Source organism: Thioalkalivibrio sp. ALE20 (assembly GCF_000381405.1).
GTDB lineage: Bacteria > Pseudomonadota > Gammaproteobacteria > Ectothiorhodospirales > Ectothiorhodospiraceae > Thioalkalivibrio.
The window spans coordinates 126,186-143,624 of the sequence record NZ_KB906471.1 but is presented as its reverse complement, the minus strand read 5'-3'; the positions used below and the strand labels follow the sequence as shown (position 1 = coordinate 143,624).

The window sequence follows — 17,439 nt, the reverse complement described above, 5'->3', positions numbered from 1 at the left end:
GTACACGTTCGCGCTCGAGTCGCTTTTGCGTGCGAACAAGGCGCGGCGACCGCCGTGCAGTCATTCTGCACAAGGGAGCCGCAACGCCGTGCGCGCGCCCGTTTTTGATCAACAACGGGCGGCCGAGCCCCTTCGGGGTTGGCACCCCAGGTTCCCCGATCCTGCGTTGCGGCCCTTGCCGGTAGAACCACTACCGGCTGCGCACCGCGCCTTGTCTCGGAAAACCTGGGGTGCCAACGCGAACGTGTACATTGATCAGTGTTTCCCTAGTGACACCGGTGACACGGAGGTGACGGGCGCGATGTTCGACGCGTGCCGCCGGGTACGGGGCATGTTAAATTAGTCAAAGCTAATACAAGGGCCGGCCCCGGCGTTGCGCGCGGGCCGGCCTTTCTGCAAGAGGTCGGTGCCATGCAGCTTACCCGCCATACGGACTATGCACTGCGCGTGCTTCTGTTCGTGGCCGTGCAGCCCGATGGTGGCCGCACCACGGTCTCGGAGATCAGCGAGCGCTTCGAGGTCCCGCGCAACCACATGGTGAAGATCGTGCACCGCCTGGGGCGGCTCGGCTATCTGGCCAACCGGCGTGGCAAGGGCGGAGGGATCTGGCTGGCGGTGGCGCCCGAGGAGATCAACCTCGGCGAAGTTGTGCGCAACATGGAACCCACGCTGGAAGTGATCGACTGCACCCGGCCATGGTGCCCGGTCGCGCCGGCCTGCCGCCTCAAGCCCCTGCTCGACGAGGCGCGCGACGCCTTCCTCGCCGTGCTCGACCGCTACACCCTCGCCGACATCGTTCGCAACGAAGCCCGTCTGCGCACCCTGCTGCAGATCGAACCGCACGCCCCCGACGCCGGCTGAGCCGACCCGCCCATAAAAAAGGGCCCTCCGGATGGAGGGCCCTCGGGGATCTGCCCGGGGTCGCCGGGCAGCGTGCGGCTTAGTTGGAGAAGTAGCGCACGGTCGGGTCGGCCATGTAGGCGCCCACGTCTTCCGGGTCGGCCGGGGTGACGCCGTCGATCAGGTCTTCTTCGGTGTAGTCGGTGTTGGGCAGGAAGATGGCGCAGGTCTCGACCTTCGCACCGTTGTTGATCAGGTTCATCAGCAGCTGCTGGGCGTTGCGGTCGGCGGGCTGCATGGTCGCGCCGTCAAAGTCGTCGGTCGCCATCTTGGCGGCCGGGCCGCACAGCAGCACGCGCACTTCCTGACCCTGACCCATGGCCTGGTTGCTCAGCACCATCGACATGAACTGGGTGTGGCTGTCACCGGAGGTGACGCTGGAGAACATCTTCGAGGGTTCGTCGGCCTGAACGGCGCTGGCGCCGGCAAAGGTCAGGACAGCGGCGGCTGCAAGGGTCTTCATGGTACGCATGGGGTACGTCTCCCGTTTGGCTGGTATGTAAGCGTTTCCGAATGTAGTCCAATGCTTATATGGAATGCAAATCAGACTGCGTCCAGATGTCGATTGCGTCGCATCGGGTGCTTCGTTGTTCGCGCGGATTCCCGGGGGGTGCGGCACGCGGCTCCTTTCGGGAGGCAGGTCTTTCGCCGGAATCTCACCAGTAGATGCGGGACGGGGAAGGAAGTTCCCGGGCCGGCGGCGGAACCGTGAACCGGCCGATGCTGTCATCCTGTATTCAGAGCGACTGGGGAGGACGTGATGCTGGAGACGCTGGACAGGACGAACCGGCGCGGCGCGCGCGACCGGGCCAGAGGCCCCCGCGGGCGCACCGCGATCATGGGTGCGCTGCTGCTGACGCTGCCGGCCCTTGCCGGTGCGCAGATTGAGACCGCACCGGCCGAGGAGGGCGCCGGCCCGTGGACCGAGGATGCGCCGCCGCTGGTGAAGCTGGAACGCTTCTTCCGTGACCCGGAATACGCCTCCGCGCGGATCTCCCCGGACGGCGATCGTGTCGCCTTCCTGCGACCCTACGAGGGGGCGATGAACATCCATGTGGTGGCGCGGGGCGAGCCGGTCGAGCAGGCTCAGCCGGTCACCACCGAAGAGCGTTCGGTCTCGGGCTTTTTCTGGTCGCGCGACGGCGAGTACCTGCTGTACGCGCGGGACGCCGACGGTGACGAAGACTTCGAGATCCGGGCCCTGCAGGCCCCGGAGACCCCCGACCCGGAGGCCGACGGATATCCCGACTCACGCGCACTGGCCGGAGGTGACGGGGTGCAGGCGCGGATCATCCATGTACCGCGAGAGGCGCCGGAACATCTGTTCGTGGGGCTGAACGAGCGCGATCCCCGGCTGCACGACGTCTACCGCGTCGACATCGCCAGCGGTGAGCGCGAGCGGGTGGTGAAAAACACCGCGGAGATCGAAGGCTGGCATTTCCACGAGGGCGAGCTGCGCAAGGCGACGCGCACCACCGGCGACGGAGGGAGCGAGATCCTGCGCGTCGATGGCGAGGACGACTTCCGGCAGATCTACGCCTGCGAGTTCGGCGAGAGCTGCTCTGTGGCCGGATTTCACAAGGATGGCGCCAGGCTCTATCTGCGCACCAACGCGGGCGAGGATCGCGATCTGAGCGAGCTGGTCCTGTTCGACCCGGATTCCGGCGAGGAGACCCGGGTGCACCGCGACCCGGAAGGCGAAGTCGATCTCGGTCGCGCGCTGTTTTCCGACGAGGACCACCGCCTGCTGGCCACGCAGTACACCGGCGACCGGCAGCGGATCTACGCGCACGACGAGGAATTCGAGCAGGCGCTGGACTGGCTGCGCTCGGAGCTGGGTGACGCGGAGCTGTCGTTCTCCTCGCGAACCCGTGACGAGGACGTGTGGACCGTGGGCGTGCAGCGCGACGTCGATCCCGGCAGTGCCTGGGTGGCGGATCTGCGCGAACGCGAACTCGAACGCCTGTATCGCACCCGGCCGGATCTTCCCGAGGATGTGCTGGCGTACATGGAGCCGATCCGCTACGAGGCCCGTGATGGCACCGAGATCCCGGGCTACCTGACCCTGCCGCGCGGGGCGGAGGCCGAGGACCTGCCCCTGGTGGTGATGCCGCACGGCGGTCCCTGGGTGCGCGACACCTGGGGCTACAGCGGACAGGTGCAGTTCCTCGCCAACCGTGGTTACGCCGTGCTGCAGCCGAATTTCCGCGGTTCCTCCGGTTTTGGCAAGGTGTTTCTCAATGCCGGCAATCAGGAGTGGGGCACCGGCGTGATGCAGCACGACGTGACCGACGGGGTGAAACATCTGATCGACGAGGGCATCGCCGATCCGGATCGGGTGGCGATCTATGGCGGCTCCTACGGGGGGTATGCGGCCCTGGCCGGGCTGACCTGGACCCCGGAGCTCTACGCCGCCGGGGTGTCGATGGTCGGCCCGTCCAGCCTGATTACCCTGATGGAATCCATCCCGCCCTACTGGGAGGCCGGGATCAAGCGCATGCACGGGCGTGTGGGTGACCCGGACGATCCGGAGGACCGCGAGCGGCTGAAGGAGCAGTCGCCGCTGTTCCACGTCGACCGCATCGAGTCGCCGCTGCTGGTGGCCCAGGGGGCCAACGACCCGCGCGTCAAGCAGGCCGAGTCGGACCAGATCGTGGCGGCACTGCGCGACGCCGGGCATCCGGTGGAATACCTGCTGGCGCTGGACGAGGGCCACGGTTTCGTCAACGAGACCAACCGCCTGGCGTTCTTTGCCGGCCTGGAGGGCTTTCTCGCCGAGCATGTCGGCGGGCGTCGGCAGGCGGAATACCCGGAGCCGGTGCAGGAACGCCTGGAGCTGCTGCGTCAGGACATCGATGAGGTCGAGGCCCCGTGAGCGCCGGCGATGGCCGCCGCCCGGGCCTGGGGCCCGAAGATGTCGAGGTCCTCGAGCGCGAGTCGCTGTTCGAGGGCTTCTTCCGTATGGCCCGCTATACGGTGCGCCACCGGCTGTTCGGCGGTGGCTGGAGCCGGCCGCTGACGCGCGAGCGCTTCGAACGCGGACATGCGGCCGTGCTGCTGCCCTATGACCCGGTGGCCGACCGTGTGGTGCTGATCGAGCAGTTCCGCATCGGCGCGCTGGAGAAGCCGGCCGGACCCTGGCTGCTGGAGTTCGTCGCCGGGGTCATCGAACCGGGCGAGGAGCCGGAAGCCGTGGTGCGGCGCGAGGCCTTCGAGGAAGCGGGGGTGAACCCGGCGCGCATCGAGTTCATGCAGGAGGTGTATGTCAGCCCCGGCGGCAATTCCGAGTCGCTGCGGATCTACTGCGGCGAGGTGGACAGCCTCGGCGCCGGGGGCGTGCACGGACTGGATGCCGAAGACGAGGACATCCGGGTGTTCACCGTGCCCTTCGACGAGGCGATGCAGCTGCTGCGCGACGGCCGGATCGACTCGGCGGCTCCGGTGATCGCGCTGCAGTGGCTGGCCCTCAATCGCGAGCGGCTGCGGTGCGAATGGGGAGCGGGTGCCCGGGCGGATGAGCCGCGTCGCTGAAGCCCCCCGGTCCGGACCGGGTTGCGTTGACGCATGGCGGGTGGCTTCCGGATAATTCCCTGCTCGAGACAAGGGCGCAACCGCCGTCCGGGGAGGGTTTGTGGCGCAGGAATACCTGCTCCGCCTGTATGTGACGGGGCAGACGGCCCGGTCCGCACGGGCACTGGCCAATCTGCAGGCCATTTGTGAAGAGGAACTCCAGGGACGCTATCGGATCGAGGTGATCGACGTGCTCGAAAATCCCGAGCGCGGCGAGAACGAGCGCATCGTTGCCACCCCCACCCTGATCCGTGAGCTGCCTCCGCCGATCCGCCGCATCATCGGCGATCTCTCCGACCGCGACGAAGTGCTGCACGGGCTGGAGCTGGTGACGCCCGGGCAGCGGGAGTCCCTGCAATGACCGCAGAAATGGGTGGAGGAATCGACAAGCTGGCCACCGGGATCCCGGGGTTCGACGCGATCGCCCGTGGCGGTCTGCCCGAGGGGCGCACCACGCTGGTTGCCGGTACCCCGGGCAGTGCCAAGACCGTGTTTGCCGGCCAGTTCCTGGCCGCCGGCATCCAGCGCGATGCCACCCCCGGCGTGTTCGTGACCTGCGAGGAGTCGCCCGCGGACCTGCGGCGCAATTTCAGTGCATTCGGCTGGCCGATGGCGGACTGGGAAGCCGACGGTCGCTGGACCTTCGTGGACGTGTCGCCGGATCCGGACGAGGAGACGGTGGAGGCCGGCAGCTACGACCTCGGGGCCCTGGTGGCGCGCATCGAGCATGCGGTGGAGCGCAGCGGGGCCCGCCGTCTGGCGATCGACTCCCTGGGCGCGATGTTCTCGCGCTTCCCCGACACGCGCCAGGTACGCCGTGACCTGTTCCGCATCGCCTCCCGGCTGAAGGCCCTGGGCGTAACGGCGGTCATGACCGCCGAACGCGAGACCGAATACGGCCCCGTGGCCCGTCACGGGGTCGAGGAGTTCGTCGCCGACAACGTGGTGATCCTGCGCAACATCCTGGAGAACGAGACCCGCCGGCGCACGCTGGAGATCCTCAAGTTCCGCGGTACGCAGCACCAGAAGGGCGAGTACCCGTTCACCATCCTGCCGGAGGGCGGGCTGATCGCCATCCCGCTGTCGGCGATGGAGCTGACCCAGCATTCCACCGACGTGCGCACGACCTCCGGCAACGACGAGCTGGACCGGATGTGCGGCGGCGGTTTCTACCGCGACTCGATCGTGCTGGTGTCCGGTGCTACCGGCACCGGCAAGACCCTGATGGCGACGGAGTTCACCGCGGGCGGACTGGCCGCCGGCGAACGCTGCATGCTGTTCGCCTTCGAGGAAAGCCGCGAACAGCTGATGCGCAACGCGCGCGGGTGGGGCGTGGATTATGCCCCGGCGGAGGAGGCCGGGAACCTGGCGATCCGCTGCGACTACCCCGAGGCCGCCGGACTGGAGGACCACCTGGTCCGGATCAAGGAGGAGATCGACCGCTTCCGCCCGGACCGGGTCGCCCTCGACAGCCTGACCGCGCTGGAGCGCGTGGCCAGCCCGCGCGGTTTCCGCGAGTTCGTGATCAGCCTGACCTCGTTCATCAAGGAGCGTCAGATTGCGGGGCTGTTCACCGCCTCCACGCCGTCGCTGATGGGCGGCGCCTCGGTGACCGAGGCGCACATCTCCACCCTGACCGATTCCATCATCGTCCTGCGCTATGTCGAGATGCGCGGGCGGGTCCATCGCGGCCTGGCCGTGCTGAAGATGCGCGGCGCGGGACATGACGCCGGGATCCGGCGTTTCAACATCGACGGTCGCGGGATGCATGTCGGCGAGCGCTTCCGTGGCGTGGAGGGTATCCTCGAAGGCCATCCCGTGCATGTGCAGCAAGGAGACGAGGACACATGATGCCGAATCCGGACCTTTCGATGCCCCCGGCCGCGGTGCCCGGCGCCGTGCTGTGGGCGGGCGACGGGGGCGGCGACTTCGCCGGCGCGGGTCCGTCGGGCGATGGCCTGCGGGCGATCCTCGAGGCCTCCGCCGATGCCATCATCGTGGTGGACTCGGCGGGCGTTCTGCGCTATGCCAACCCGGCCGCCAGCCGGCTGTTCGGGCGCGACCTGCAGGCCCTGAGGGGCACCGGGTTCGGTTTCCCGACGGCTCCCGGACGCACCGAGATCGACGTGCTGCCTCCCGGCGAGGCCCCGCGCGTCGCCGAGATGCACGTGACCGCCCTGAGCTGGGACGGGGAGGACGCCAGCCTGGCGATCCTGCGCGATGTCACCGAGCGCAAGGCCATGGAAGACGAGCTGCGCCTGGCGGCCCAGGTATTCGAGAACGCCTCCGAGGGGCTGCTGATCACCGATGCAGGGCAGCGCGTGCTGAAGGTGAACCCCGCCTTCATGTCCATCACCGGGTACCAGCCCGGAGAGGTGCACGGCCGGCCGATGGGCGAACTGCTGGATTCGGAATACCAGGACCCGGCCCTGCTGGAAACCATCGAGGCCGCGGTGCACAGCGCCGGCCGCTGGGAGGGCGAGCTGGTCAAGCGCCGGCGCGACGGCGGGCCCTGCTACACCTGGACCACGGTGATCGCGGTCCGTGGCGAGATGGGGCAGCCGACCCATTTCATCGTGACCTTCGAGGATATCACCCGCTGGAAGGAGGCCCAGCAGCGCCTGGACCATCTGGCGCACGCCGATCCGCTGACCGATCTGCCGAACCGGACCGCCTTCCATCAGCATCTCGATCTGGCGCTGGGGCAGGCGCGGCGCCACGGCGACATCGTGTCCGTGCTGTTCGTGGACCTGGATCACTTCAAGCCGGTCAACGATGCCCTGGGACATGCGGTGGGCGACGAGATCCTGCAGGCCGTGGCCGCACGCCTGCGCGAGACCGTGCGCGAGAGCGACCTGGTCGCGCGGCTGGGCGGGGACGAGTTCATCGTGCTGGTGCGGGATATCCAGCGCGAGGCCGATGCGGGTGTGGTGGCGCAGAAGATCATTGACGCGCTGCGGGCGCCGTTCCACGTGCGTGATCACGAGATCCACATCGGATCCAGTGTGGGCATTGCCGTTTACCCGGAAGACGGGCGCGACGGCGACACCCTGATCCATGCGGCCGATCAGGCCATGTACCGTGCCAAGGATCGCGGGCGCGGGCTGTTCGCGTTCGCGAACAGTGCCGGAGAAACCCCGCCGGTCCCCCCATTCGCGGGAAGGCCGGCGGACTGCGGCTGACCCCTTGATGCCCGGCGCCGGCCGGGTGCCGTCAGGCCGGGCAGGACTCGTCGGGGATCCGGCGGTCGCGTTCCTCGTCGCGCGCGACGGTTGTATGCGTAGTGCCGGCCGTCATCCCGACGGCCACCGGTTCGCCCATCGAGCGGTCGGTGTCGGCGATCGCGGGGGCGGCCCCGGCGAGCATCAGGCCAAGCGCGGCGGTGCCGGCAAATATGAACGTGGTCTGGCGGTGTTGCATGGCGTTCCTCCCGAGTGTCCCGTAGCCCGAGATCGCCTTCCGCGGTCGGGCGCGCAAGACGGACTCCTTAAGCATGGACGGCGATGGTGCGTCCTGCATTCCCCGCGAGTGGTGGGAATGAACCGGCGCGCCAGGCGTCCCATGGATAATCAATAACGACCGCTCGGGGGTTACCTGATGAAGAGACTGCAATGGATGATGGCCGGATGCCTGTGGCTGGTCATGGCCGCTCCGCTGAGTGCCGACGCGGGGAGCGAGGTCGAGGTCCCGGGGCCGAACGAGCGCCTGAGTGATGCCCGCACCAGCGACCTGGAACGGGTGGACGAACTGCAGCCGGTGCGTGTGGCGGAAGACGTGTACGCGATCATTGGCTCCATCGACGGGCGCAGCTACGACAACCTCGGGCTGACCATGAATCTGGGCTTCGTGGTGACCGACGAGGGGGTGGTGCTGATCGACTCCGGTCCGTCGTACGCCTTTGGCGAGATGCTGGAGGCCGCGATCGGCGAGGTCACCGATCAGCCGGTCACCCATGTCATCGGCATCGGTTCGCAGGATCACCGCTGGATGGCCGATGGCTATTTCCGCGAGCAGGGGGGCGAGCTGATCACCCTGGAACGTACGGCCGAGACCCGCAGGGATTTTGCCGACGACCACATCGAACGCATGTCGGGGATCCTCGAAGACCGTTTCGAGGTTACCGAGGCCGTGGTGACCGACGAGCCGCTGGAAGGTGACCGCCACGAGCTGAAGATCGGCGGCACCGAATTCCATCTGGAGTTCTGGGCGGATGCCCATTTCCCCGGCGACGCGGTGGTGTACCTGCCGCAGACCGATGTCTTCTTCTCCGGGGACATGGTCTATCTCGACCGCATGCTGGGCATCCATCCGTGGAGCGATCCGGTGGCCTGGCTGACCGCAGTGGAAAAGCTGGAAGAGAAGGCACCGGCCGCCGTGGTGCCCGGCCACGGGGACGTCGCGGGCATGGACCTCGTGACCGCGGAAACCGGGGACTACCTGCGGTTCGTGATCAGTGGCGTGGAACAGGCGCTGGAAGACTGGGCCTCGCTGCAGGAGGCGGTGGACGACCTTGGTGATGCCCCGCAGTTCGAGCATCTGGAACATTTCGGCGACTGGCATCGGACCAACATCAATCGAACCTATCTCTTCATGGAGTAGGCGTTTCGGGTTTCCGGTTATCCCACCATTCGCGAGGTTCAATGTGCGGTCGATTCCGTGGTCCCGGACGGGGCGTGCGCTGCTGTGGCTGCTCTTTCTCCTCCTGCCGTCGGGTCTGCTGGCCGACGACGTGGCGAAGGAGTTCACCATCGAACTGGATGGCGGGGATCTCCTGGAGGTAGAGACCCTCGGCGAGGCCGAAGGCACGGGTCCGCTGTTCATCTGGCTGATCCCGGCCGCCGAGCATCTGGATGCCCCGCGCGAACTGCTGGGCGAACTGGCGGAGCAGGGCGCCACGGTGTGGGTGGTGGACCTGCTCGATTCGCTGCTGCTGGAACGCTCGAGTTCCACCGTGCGCGGGCTGGAGGGCAAGCCCGCCGCGGCGCTGCTGGAGGAGGCCGGGGCGCGGGGTTACGCCCCGGTGACCCTGGTGGCCTCCGACCGCATGGGCGTGCCCGCGCTGCGCGGGCTGCGCGAATGGCAGGCGGCGACCGACGACCCGGATGCCGTGGCCGGCGCGATCCTGCTGTTCCCCAACCTGTATCGCGGTACCCCCGCCGCCGGCGACGACCCGGAGCTGTTCGGGATCGTGGATGCGACCAACATGCCGGTGGCGGTGTTCCAGCCCGCCGAGGGGGCCCATGCGGCCCGCCTGCCGGAACTGATGCGGCATCTGCACGCGGCCGGCAGCCCGGCGCTGGCGCGCATCATCGCCGGCGAGCGCGACTACTACATGCGTCCCGACGAGGCGGGCAGTGACGCGGTCGGGCGAACCCCGCGGCAGCTGCTGGCCACGGCGCGCGTGCTGGCGGGTCTGCCGCGCCCGGCGCAGGTCGCCGAACTGGACGCGGAACGCGATCAGCCGCTGCGCAGCGAGCACGGGATGGTCGAGCGCGAGCCCGAGGAGCCGCCCGGCTACGAACTGACCGCCGCGCGCGGCGAGACCCACCGGCTGGAGGATCGTGCCGGTCAGGTGACGCTGGTGAACTTCTGGGCCAGCTGGTGCCCGCCCTGCGTGCACGAGATCCCGTCGATGAACCGCCTCGAAGGCTCGTATGACGAGGACGAGTTCGCGATCGTGTCGATCAATTTCCGCGAGTCGCCCGAGCACATCCTGGAATTCATGGAAGAGGTCGAGGTCGATTTCCCGGTGCTGATGGACGAGGATGGGGCGGTCTCGCAGGAATGGGGCGTGTTCGCCTTCCCCAGCTCGTTCCTGCTGGACCGCGAGGGCCGGGTGCGGTATTCCGTGAACGAGGCCATCGAGTGGGACACCGACGAGGTGCGTGACGTGATCGACGAGCTGCGCGACGAACCCGCCCCTGACGCCACGCCCTGAGCCCGTAACCCGAGGAGATCCCTTGTTCGATCTGCGCCGCCTGCTGCCTCTGCTGATTCTCGGCCTGTTCGTGCTGGCGATCGCGGGCACCCTGTGGATGGGGGATCGCAGCGAAGATACCGCCGCCCCGCAGCCCGTGCCGGGCGATCCGGCGGAGCGAAAGGGGGCACTGGTCGACGAGGTGGTGTTCACCGTGGAATCCGACCCCGGCCGCATCACCGCGCTGATCGAACGGGGCTCGCATCATCTGTTTGGCCAGGGGCTGGATTCGGCCACGCTGTTCCGCCAGATCCAGGCTTCGCCCGCGGTGGGGCATCATTTCTCGCGCGGTTCGGTGGCCGAGCTCACGCTGAATCCGGCCGAGTTCGAGGACGGCCAGCTGAACCCCTTCGCCGATCGCGAGATCCGCGAGGCAATGAACTGGCTGGTGGATCGCAGCCATATCGCGGAAGAGCTGTATGGCGGGCTCGCCACGCCGCGTTATCTCCCGCTGAACACCGCCTTTCCGGATTACGCTCGCCTGGCCGGACCGGCGCGCGAGCTCGAGATCCGTTACCGCCACGATGCCGAACGCGCGCGCCGGGTGATCGGCGAACGCATGGAGGCCCTGGGCGCGGAGCGACGCGACGGTCGCTGGTTCCATGACGGCGCGCCGGTCCGCATCCGGGTGCTGATCCGCACCGAGGACAACCGCGAGCGGGTGGGCGACTACGTGGCCAACCGGCTGGAGGACCTCGGTTTCGAGACCGAGCGGCTGTACCGCACCGCGGACGAGGCGACCCGCCTGTGGATCGCCAGTGATCCTGCCGCCGGCCGCTGGCACGTGTATACCGGCGGCTGGATATCCACGGTCATCAACCGCGATGTCGGCGGCGACTTCAACTATTACTACACCCCCCGCGGGCGACCGGACCCCCTGTGGCAGGCCTACGATCCCGATCCCGAGCTGGACGAGCTCGCCGAGCGCCTGGAACGCCGCGAGTATCAGTCCGTGGAGGAGCGCGAGGAGCTGATGGGGCGCGCGCTGGAGCTGGCCATGAAGGATTCGGTGCGCATCTGGCTGGTGGATCAGCAAAGCGTCTGGCCGCATGCCGCGAACCTCGAGGTGGCGGTGGATCTGGCCGGCGGCGTGACCGGTTCCGGCCTGTGGCCCTATACCCTGCGTTTCCGCGACGGCCTGGGCGGACGCGTGGTGGTCGGCACGCCCAGCATGCTGACCGAGCCCTGGAACCCGGTGGCCGGTTCCAACTGGATCTTCGATCAGATGATCCTGCGTTCCCTGTCGGATCCGGCGGCGCTGGCCGATCCGTTCACCGGGCTCTACCGGCCCCAGCGCATCGCGCGCGCCCGGGTCACGGTGGAAGAGGACGCGCCGGTCGGGCGCACGCTGGACTGGGTGGAGCTGGACACCGCCGGGCGCATCGAGGTGCCCGGCGATGCCTGGCTGCGCTGGGACGCCGGAGAGGGGCGCAAGGTGACGGTGGACGAGGCCGAACCGGAGGGCCTGACGGCGCGTTCGCGCACCGAGATCGAATTCCACGACGGGTACCTGGATCGCTACTGGCACGATGGTTCCCGGGTCTCCGTCGCCGACATGATCCTGCCGTGGATTCTGACCTTCGAACGTGCCGACGAGGACAGCGCGCTGTTCGATCCGGGGCATGTACCCACGTTTTCGGTCTATGAGCGGCATTTCCGCGGCTGGCGCATCACGGATACCGACCCGCTGACGGTGGAGGTCTACAGCGATCAGGTGTTCCCGGATGCGGAGAACCTGGTGGCCAACCGCGTGCCCGCCACCCAGCCCTGGCATGTGCTGGGGCTGGGGATCGAGGCCGAGCGCCAGGGCGATCTGGCCTTTTCCACCGGTCAGGCCGACCGGCGCGGCGTGGAGCAGACCAACCTGGTGGGCGGACCGGCACTGGAGATCCTGCGCGACTACCTGCGCGCGGCGCACGCGGCGGAGCGGCTGCCGTTCGAGGAGACCCTGAGCGAGTGGGTCGATCCGGAGGAGATCCGCGAACGCTACGCGGCGCTGGAGCAGTGGCAGGCCGAACGCGGGCATTTCTGGGTCGGCGACGGGCCGTTCTATCTCCACCGCGTGCGCGCGGTGGAGGGCAGTCTGGTGCTGCGCCGCTTCGAGGACTTCCCCGATCCGGCGGACAAGTGGCTGCGCTTTGCGGAGCCGCGGATCCCCGAGGTCAGCGTGGACGGCCCGCTGATCGCCGAGCTGGGCGAGGCGGTCAGTCTGGATCTCGACATCCGCTTTGGCGGCGAGCCGTATCCGCATGAGGACATCGACGAGGTGCGCTGGATGCTGTTCGATGGCGACGACCGTCTCGCGCGGCGCGGCGAACTGGAGCCGGATGCGGACGGGCGCTGGCGCCTGGATCTGGATGCGGAGATCCTCGACGTACTGGGTACCGGGGCCAACAGCCTGGAGTTCGCGGTGACCGCGACGCCGGTCGCCCTGCCGGCCTTTGCCACCCATGCGTTCGCCACGGTGCCTGGCGGTCGGGTGCCGCAACCCCGGGCCGATCCAGCGGAGGAAGGCGATGACTGACGGGGCCGTCAACGCCGCCCGACGCGGCTGGCTGCGCGATCTGCGCCGCCTGGCCGTGTTTACCGGCAAGCGCCTGCTGGCGCTGCTGGTGACGGTGCTGATCGGGGTCTACCTGACCATCGTGATCGCCAACATGGGCGGGCAGGTGGATGACCTGCGCCTGGCCCAGATCGAGACCACGGCGGCCGAGGCGGTGCGTGCGGATCCGGCGTTTCATGATCTGCCGTCCGATGAGCGGACCGAGCTGGTCGAGCAGCAGGTGGCGCTGGAAGTGGAGCGCCTGCGCCTGGACGAGCCCTTCATCTGGCGCAGCTTCGACTATCTCTACCAGGCGATGATCCTGGACCTGGGGCGGGCCGAGGAGATGCATTCCGATGCCGGCTCGCGCCAGGTCTTCAACATCATCGCCGAACGCCTGCCGGCCACCCTGCTGCTGTTCGGTACCGCCAACCTGCTGGTGTTCTTCGTCGCGGTGTTTGCCGCGCTGGGGCTGTCGCGGCGCTACGGCTCGGCGCTGGATCAGAGCGTCATCGGCCTGGCGCCGAGCTCGGCGGCGCCGGGCTGGTTCTACGGCATCTTCCTGATCCTGCTGCTGGCGTTCATCTGGCCGCTGTTCCCGGCGGGAGGGATGGTCTCGGTGCCACCGCCGGAGGACGGCTGGGCCTACGCCTCCAGCGTGCTCCGGCACATGGCGCTGCCGGTGCTGGCGATGTTCATCTCGCAGATCTTCATCTCGATCTATTCCTGGCGCACCTTCTTTCTGATCCATTCCAGCGAGGACTACGTGGAGATGGCACGCGCCAAGGGGCTGCCGGATCGCCTGATCGAACAGCGCTACATCCTGCGGCCCACGCTGTCGCCCATCGTGACCAGCTTCCTGTTGATGCTGATCGGGCTGTGGAGCGGCGCGATCATCCTCGAACAGGTGTTCAACTGGCCGGGTCTGGGCACGCTGCTGTTCGAGGCCATCGGCCATCGCGACACCCCCGTAATCATCGGATCGGTGGTGATCTTCGCCTATCTGCTCGCGATCACCGTGTTCGTGCTGGACTTCCTCTACGCCATCCTCGATCCGCGCGTGCGCATTGAAGGAGGCCGTTCATGAGCCCCTGGAGCGAGGGCCTGCGCCGGCTGCGGCGTTATCCGTCGGCGGTGGCGGGGATGCTGATCATCCTCGCCCTGCTGGGCACGGCGATCTACGCGGTCACCGCCATCCCGTACAGCGAGGCGCAGAAGCTCTGGCGCGGCGGCGAGGTCTGGCAGGACCTGCCGGTGAATGCCGCACCGGTGTGGACGGACCGGCTGTTCGGCGGCAACGCGCCGCGCACCGTGAAGGCCGGGAGCGAGGCGGCCGAGCGGGAATTCGCGGCCTTCGACGGCGGACGCATCGAGGAGCAGACCCTGCGCTTCGATTTCCCCTATGACGATTTCCCGGGGGAGATCAACCTGTTCCTGCAGGCCGAGTTCGAGCAGCGGCCGCCGTTCGTGCGCATGAGCTGGCACCGGCCCGACGGCAGCGAGGTGCCGCTGGGGTCGCGCCGGGTCAGCGCGCAGGAGCGGGTGTCCATCTCCCAGGACCGGGTCCTGGAAGACCGCCTCGGGCATGCGCCGCAGATCGGCCTGTTCAGCGATGCCGAGCCCGGCGATGGGAGCCCCGGGGTCCTGCCGGGGAGCTACGAACTGGTGCTGGAAACCGTGCATTTCGAGCCCGAAGGCCGCATGGACGCCGAACTGGTGGCCTACGGGCAGGTCCACGGGCTGTTCGGCACCGACCATCAGCGCCGCGATCTTTCAGTGGCCCTGCTGTGGGGCACGCCGGTGGCGCTGGCGTTCGGCCTGATCGCCGCGGTGGGGACCACCATCACCACCCTGATCATCGCCGCCGCCGGCGTGTGGTACGGCGGCTGGGTGGATGCCGCGATCCAGCGCCTGACCGAGGTCAACATCATCCTGCCGCTGCTGCCCATCCTGGTGATGGTGGGCACCCTGTATTCCACCAGTATCTGGCTGATGCTGGGCGTGGTGGTGGCCCTGGGCATCTTCTCCGCCGGGATCAAGATGTACCGCGCGATGCTGCTGCCGATCCGCCAGGCCCCGTACATCGAGGCGGCGCGCGCCTACGGGGCCAGCAGCCCGCGGATCGTGCTGCGCTACATGGTGCCGCGCATCCTGCCGGTGCTGATCCCCACGTTCGTGACCCTGATCCCGACCTACGTCTTCCTCGAGGCGTCGCTGGCGGTGCTGGGCCTGGGGGATCCGGTGCTGCCGACCTGGGGCAAGGTGCTGCACGACGCCCAGGCCCAGTCGGCCCTGTACCACGGCTTCTACTACTGGGTGGTCAGCCCGGCGGCGCTGCTGATGCTGACCGGACTGGGCTTCGCCATGCTCGGCTTCGCCCTGGACCGCGTGTTCAACCCCCGGCTGAGGAACCTGTGATGACGGTGGCGGCCAACCCCGACAGCCCTCTTCTGGAGATCGAGGACCTGCGCATGCAGTACCGCACCGAGCAGGGGCCGGTGAACGCGGTGGACGGGGTCGATCTGGAGATCCGCCGCAACGAGGCGCTGGTGGTGCTGGGCGAGTCCGGCTGCGGCAAGTCCTCGCTGGCAAAGGTCCTGCTGCGCACCCTGCCGCGCAATGCCGGGCGACCCACCGGCCAGGTACGCCTGGACGGGCACGACGTGCTGGGCCTGTCGGAGGAACGCTTCCGCCGCGAGGTGCGCTGGGTGCGCATCGCGCTGGTGATGCAGGCCGCGATGAATGCGCTGAACCCGGTGGTGCGGGTGGGCGAACAGGTCGCCGAGCCGCTGCGCATCCACCGGGGCTGGTCGCGGCGGGCGGCCATGGCCCGCGCGGCCGAGGCGTTCGAGGAGGTCGGCATCGCGACGGACTTCCTGCAGCGTTATCCGCACGAGCTGTCCGGGGGCATGCGCCAGCGCGCGGTGCTGGCGATGGCGCTGGTGACCGACCCCGACCTGGTGATCCTCGACGAGCCCACTTCGGCGCTGGACGTGCTGACCCAGGCCTCGATCATGAACGTGCTCAAGCGCATCAAGCGTGATCGTGGCACCAGCTTCGTGCTGATCACCCACGACGTGGCCACCTCCAGCGAACTGGCCGACCGCGTCGCCCTGATGTATGCCGGGCAGGTGGTGGAGGAGGCGTCCGCCGAGGCCTTCTTCACCGCCCCGGCGCACCCCTATTCGCAGATGCTGATGGCCTCGGTGCCGCGGCTGCGCCAGGAGGAACCGCCGGTGCCCATTCCCGGGCGTCCGCCCAGCCTGCAGGATCCGCCGACCGGCTGCCGCTTCGCCGAGCGTTGCCCGCGGCGGTTCGAACGCTGCGCCGAGGACCCGGCGGTGTTCCACCCGGATGCGCGCCATCGCGTGCGCTGCTGGCTGCATGACGCGGGAGGTACCGGATGAACACCCGTGCCCGCAGTGAACCCCTGCTGGTCGCCGAAGACCTGCAGACCCATTTCGAACTGCGCCAGTGGGGATTCATCCGCACCGGGACCGTGCGCGCGGTGGACGGGGTGCGTTTCACCCTGGATGCCGGCGAGGCCGCCGCGGTGGTGGGCGAGTCCGGCTGCGGCAAGTCGTCGCTGGCGCGCACCCTGCTGGGGCTGAACCGGCCCACCGGCGGGGCCGTGCGCTTCGAGGGGCAGTCGCTGGCCGATCTGAAGGGAGCCGACCTGAAGGCATACCGCGCCCGGGTGGGGTACGTGCAGCAGGATCCCTACGGGGCCCTGCCGCCGTTCATGGACATCCGCCGGGCGCTGGAGGAACCGCTGATCGTGCACGGGATCGGCCCGCGCGCCGAGCGCGAACGGCGCATCGACGCGGCGCTGGAGGAGGTCGGGCTGACCCCGGTGGCGCAGGTGCGCGGCAAGTTCCCGCATCAGCTGTCCGGCGGGCAGCAGCAGCGGGTGGTGATCGCCCGCGCCCTGCTGCTGCGGCCGAAGCTGATCATCGCCGACGAACCGGTGTCGATGCTGGACGCCTCGGTGCGGGTGGAAATCCTCGACCTGCTGCATCGCGTGCAGCGCGAGCACGACATCGCGCTGCTCTACATCACCCACGATCTGTCCACCGTGCGTCACTACGCCGGGCGGGTGATGGTGATGTACGCCGGCCGCATCGTGGAGCAGGCGCCGGTGGACGCCCTGCTGGACGCCCCGCAGCACCCCTACACCGAGGCGCTGCTGTCCGCGCTGGCCGACCCCGACCCCGCCAACGCGCGGCAGATGCGCGAGATCCCCGGCGGCGAGGCCCCCAGCCTGGTCAGCCCGCCGCCGGGCTGCCGTTTCCATCCACGCTGCCCGCAGGCCATGGCCGGCGTCTGCGAGACCCGCGACCCGCCCGATTTCCGCCCTGCACCGGAACACCGCGCCGCCTGCTGGCTGCGCGAACCGGAGTAAACGGCGCTCTCCGCCCGGGGGCTGCTACCATGATTCCTGCACTGAATC

The 17,439-nt window shown here is 68.6% G+C and carries 15 protein-coding genes; 13 read left to right on the top strand and 2 right to left on the bottom strand.

Annotated elements, in window-relative coordinates:
* Positions 1–411: 411 nt before the first annotated feature.
* On the top strand, positions 412–861 hold the full coding sequence (locus tag F790_RS0100705; RefSeq protein ID WP_019570551.1) for an Rrf2 family transcriptional regulator: 450 nt from the start codon (positions 412–414) through the stop codon (positions 859–861).
* A 79-nt stretch (positions 862–940) separates the two neighbouring features.
* Here F790_RS0100705 and F790_RS0100700 read toward each other — a convergent pair whose 3' ends face one another.
* A complete protein-coding gene (locus tag F790_RS0100700) occupies positions 941–1,372 on the bottom strand; it encodes a DsrE family protein (RefSeq protein WP_019590585.1) in 432 nt (143 codons plus the stop codon).
* Between the two features lie 288 nt (positions 1,373–1,660).
* Here F790_RS0100700 and F790_RS0100695 point away from each other — a divergent pair, with 288 nt between their 5' ends.
* The 5 genes from F790_RS0100695 to F790_RS0100675 all read left to right on the top strand — a co-directional run bounded on the left by F790_RS0100695 (position 1,661) and on the right by F790_RS0100675 (position 7,652).
* Positions 1,661–3,775 carry a S9 family peptidase gene (locus tag F790_RS0100695; RefSeq protein ID WP_019590584.1) on the top strand — a complete coding sequence of 705 codons (2,115 nt, stop codon included), beginning with the start codon at positions 1,661–1,663 and terminating at the stop codon, positions 3,773–3,775.
* Positions 3,772–4,431 carry an ADP-ribose diphosphatase gene (gene nudF, locus F790_RS0100690; RefSeq protein WP_019590583.1) on the top strand — a complete coding sequence of 220 codons (660 nt, stop codon included), beginning with the start codon at positions 3,772–3,774 and terminating at the stop codon, positions 4,429–4,431. The genes F790_RS0100695 and nudF overlap by 4 nt, the downstream gene beginning before the upstream one ends.
* A 100-nt stretch (positions 4,432–4,531) precedes the next feature.
* On the top strand, positions 4,532–4,831 hold the full coding sequence (locus F790_RS0100685) for a circadian clock KaiB family protein (protein ID WP_018871300.1): 300 nt from the start codon (positions 4,532–4,534) through the stop codon (positions 4,829–4,831).
* On the top strand, positions 4,828–6,321 hold the full coding sequence (kaiC, locus tag F790_RS0100680; protein WP_019590582.1) for a circadian clock protein KaiC: 1,494 nt from the start codon (positions 4,828–4,830) through the stop codon (positions 6,319–6,321). Before F790_RS0100685 ends, kaiC begins: the two co-directional genes overlap by 4 nt.
* On the top strand, positions 6,318–7,652 hold the full coding sequence (locus F790_RS0100675; RefSeq protein ID WP_019590581.1) for a diguanylate cyclase domain-containing protein: 1,335 nt from the start codon (positions 6,318–6,320) through the stop codon (positions 7,650–7,652). Before kaiC ends, F790_RS0100675 begins: the two co-directional genes overlap by 4 nt.
* Before the next feature lie 31 nt (positions 7,653–7,683).
* On the opposite strand, the gene F790_RS0100670 is transcribed toward F790_RS0100675, so the two are convergent.
* Complete coding sequence (locus F790_RS0100670) at positions 7,684–7,890, bottom strand: hypothetical protein (RefSeq protein WP_018871297.1); 207 nt, start codon at positions 7,888–7,890, stop codon at positions 7,684–7,686.
* Between the two features lie 195 nt (positions 7,891–8,085).
* On the opposite strand from F790_RS0100670, the gene F790_RS0100665 reads away from it, so the two are divergent.
* The 7 genes from F790_RS0100665 to F790_RS0100635 are packed head-to-tail and all read left to right on the top strand — an operon-like array spanning position 8,086 to position 17,391.
* On the top strand, positions 8,086–9,069 hold the full coding sequence (locus F790_RS0100665; RefSeq protein ID WP_019590580.1) for an MBL fold metallo-hydrolase: 984 nt from the start codon (positions 8,086–8,088) through the stop codon (positions 9,067–9,069).
* Positions 9,070–9,112: 43 nt separating this feature from the next.
* Entirely contained in the window at positions 9,113–10,408 is a 1,296-nt protein-coding gene (locus tag F790_RS0100660) for a TlpA disulfide reductase family protein (protein WP_019590579.1), read from the top strand.
* 22 nt (positions 10,409–10,430) lie between these two features.
* Positions 10,431–12,971, top strand: coding sequence for an ABC transporter substrate-binding protein (locus F790_RS0100655; protein WP_019590578.1), 2,541 nt, complete (start codon positions 10,431–10,433; stop codon positions 12,969–12,971).
* Entirely contained in the window at positions 12,964–14,076 is a 1,113-nt protein-coding gene (locus F790_RS0100650; protein WP_018871293.1) for an ABC transporter permease, read from the top strand. The genes F790_RS0100655 and F790_RS0100650 overlap by 8 nt, the downstream gene beginning before the upstream one ends.
* On the top strand, positions 14,073–15,407 hold the full coding sequence (locus tag F790_RS0100645; RefSeq protein WP_019590577.1) for an ABC transporter permease: 1,335 nt from the start codon (positions 14,073–14,075) through the stop codon (positions 15,405–15,407). The genes F790_RS0100650 and F790_RS0100645 overlap by 4 nt, the downstream gene beginning before the upstream one ends.
* Positions 15,407–16,396, top strand: coding sequence for an ABC transporter ATP-binding protein (locus F790_RS0100640; protein WP_019590576.1), 990 nt, complete (start codon positions 15,407–15,409; stop codon positions 16,394–16,396). The genes F790_RS0100645 and F790_RS0100640 overlap by 1 nt, the downstream gene beginning before the upstream one ends.
* Positions 16,393–17,391: an ABC transporter ATP-binding protein gene (locus F790_RS0100635; protein WP_019590575.1), complete on the top strand. Its 999-nt coding sequence runs from the start codon at positions 16,393–16,395 to the stop codon at positions 17,389–17,391. Before F790_RS0100640 ends, F790_RS0100635 begins: the two co-directional genes overlap by 4 nt.
* Positions 17,392–17,439: the final 48 nt, after the last annotated feature.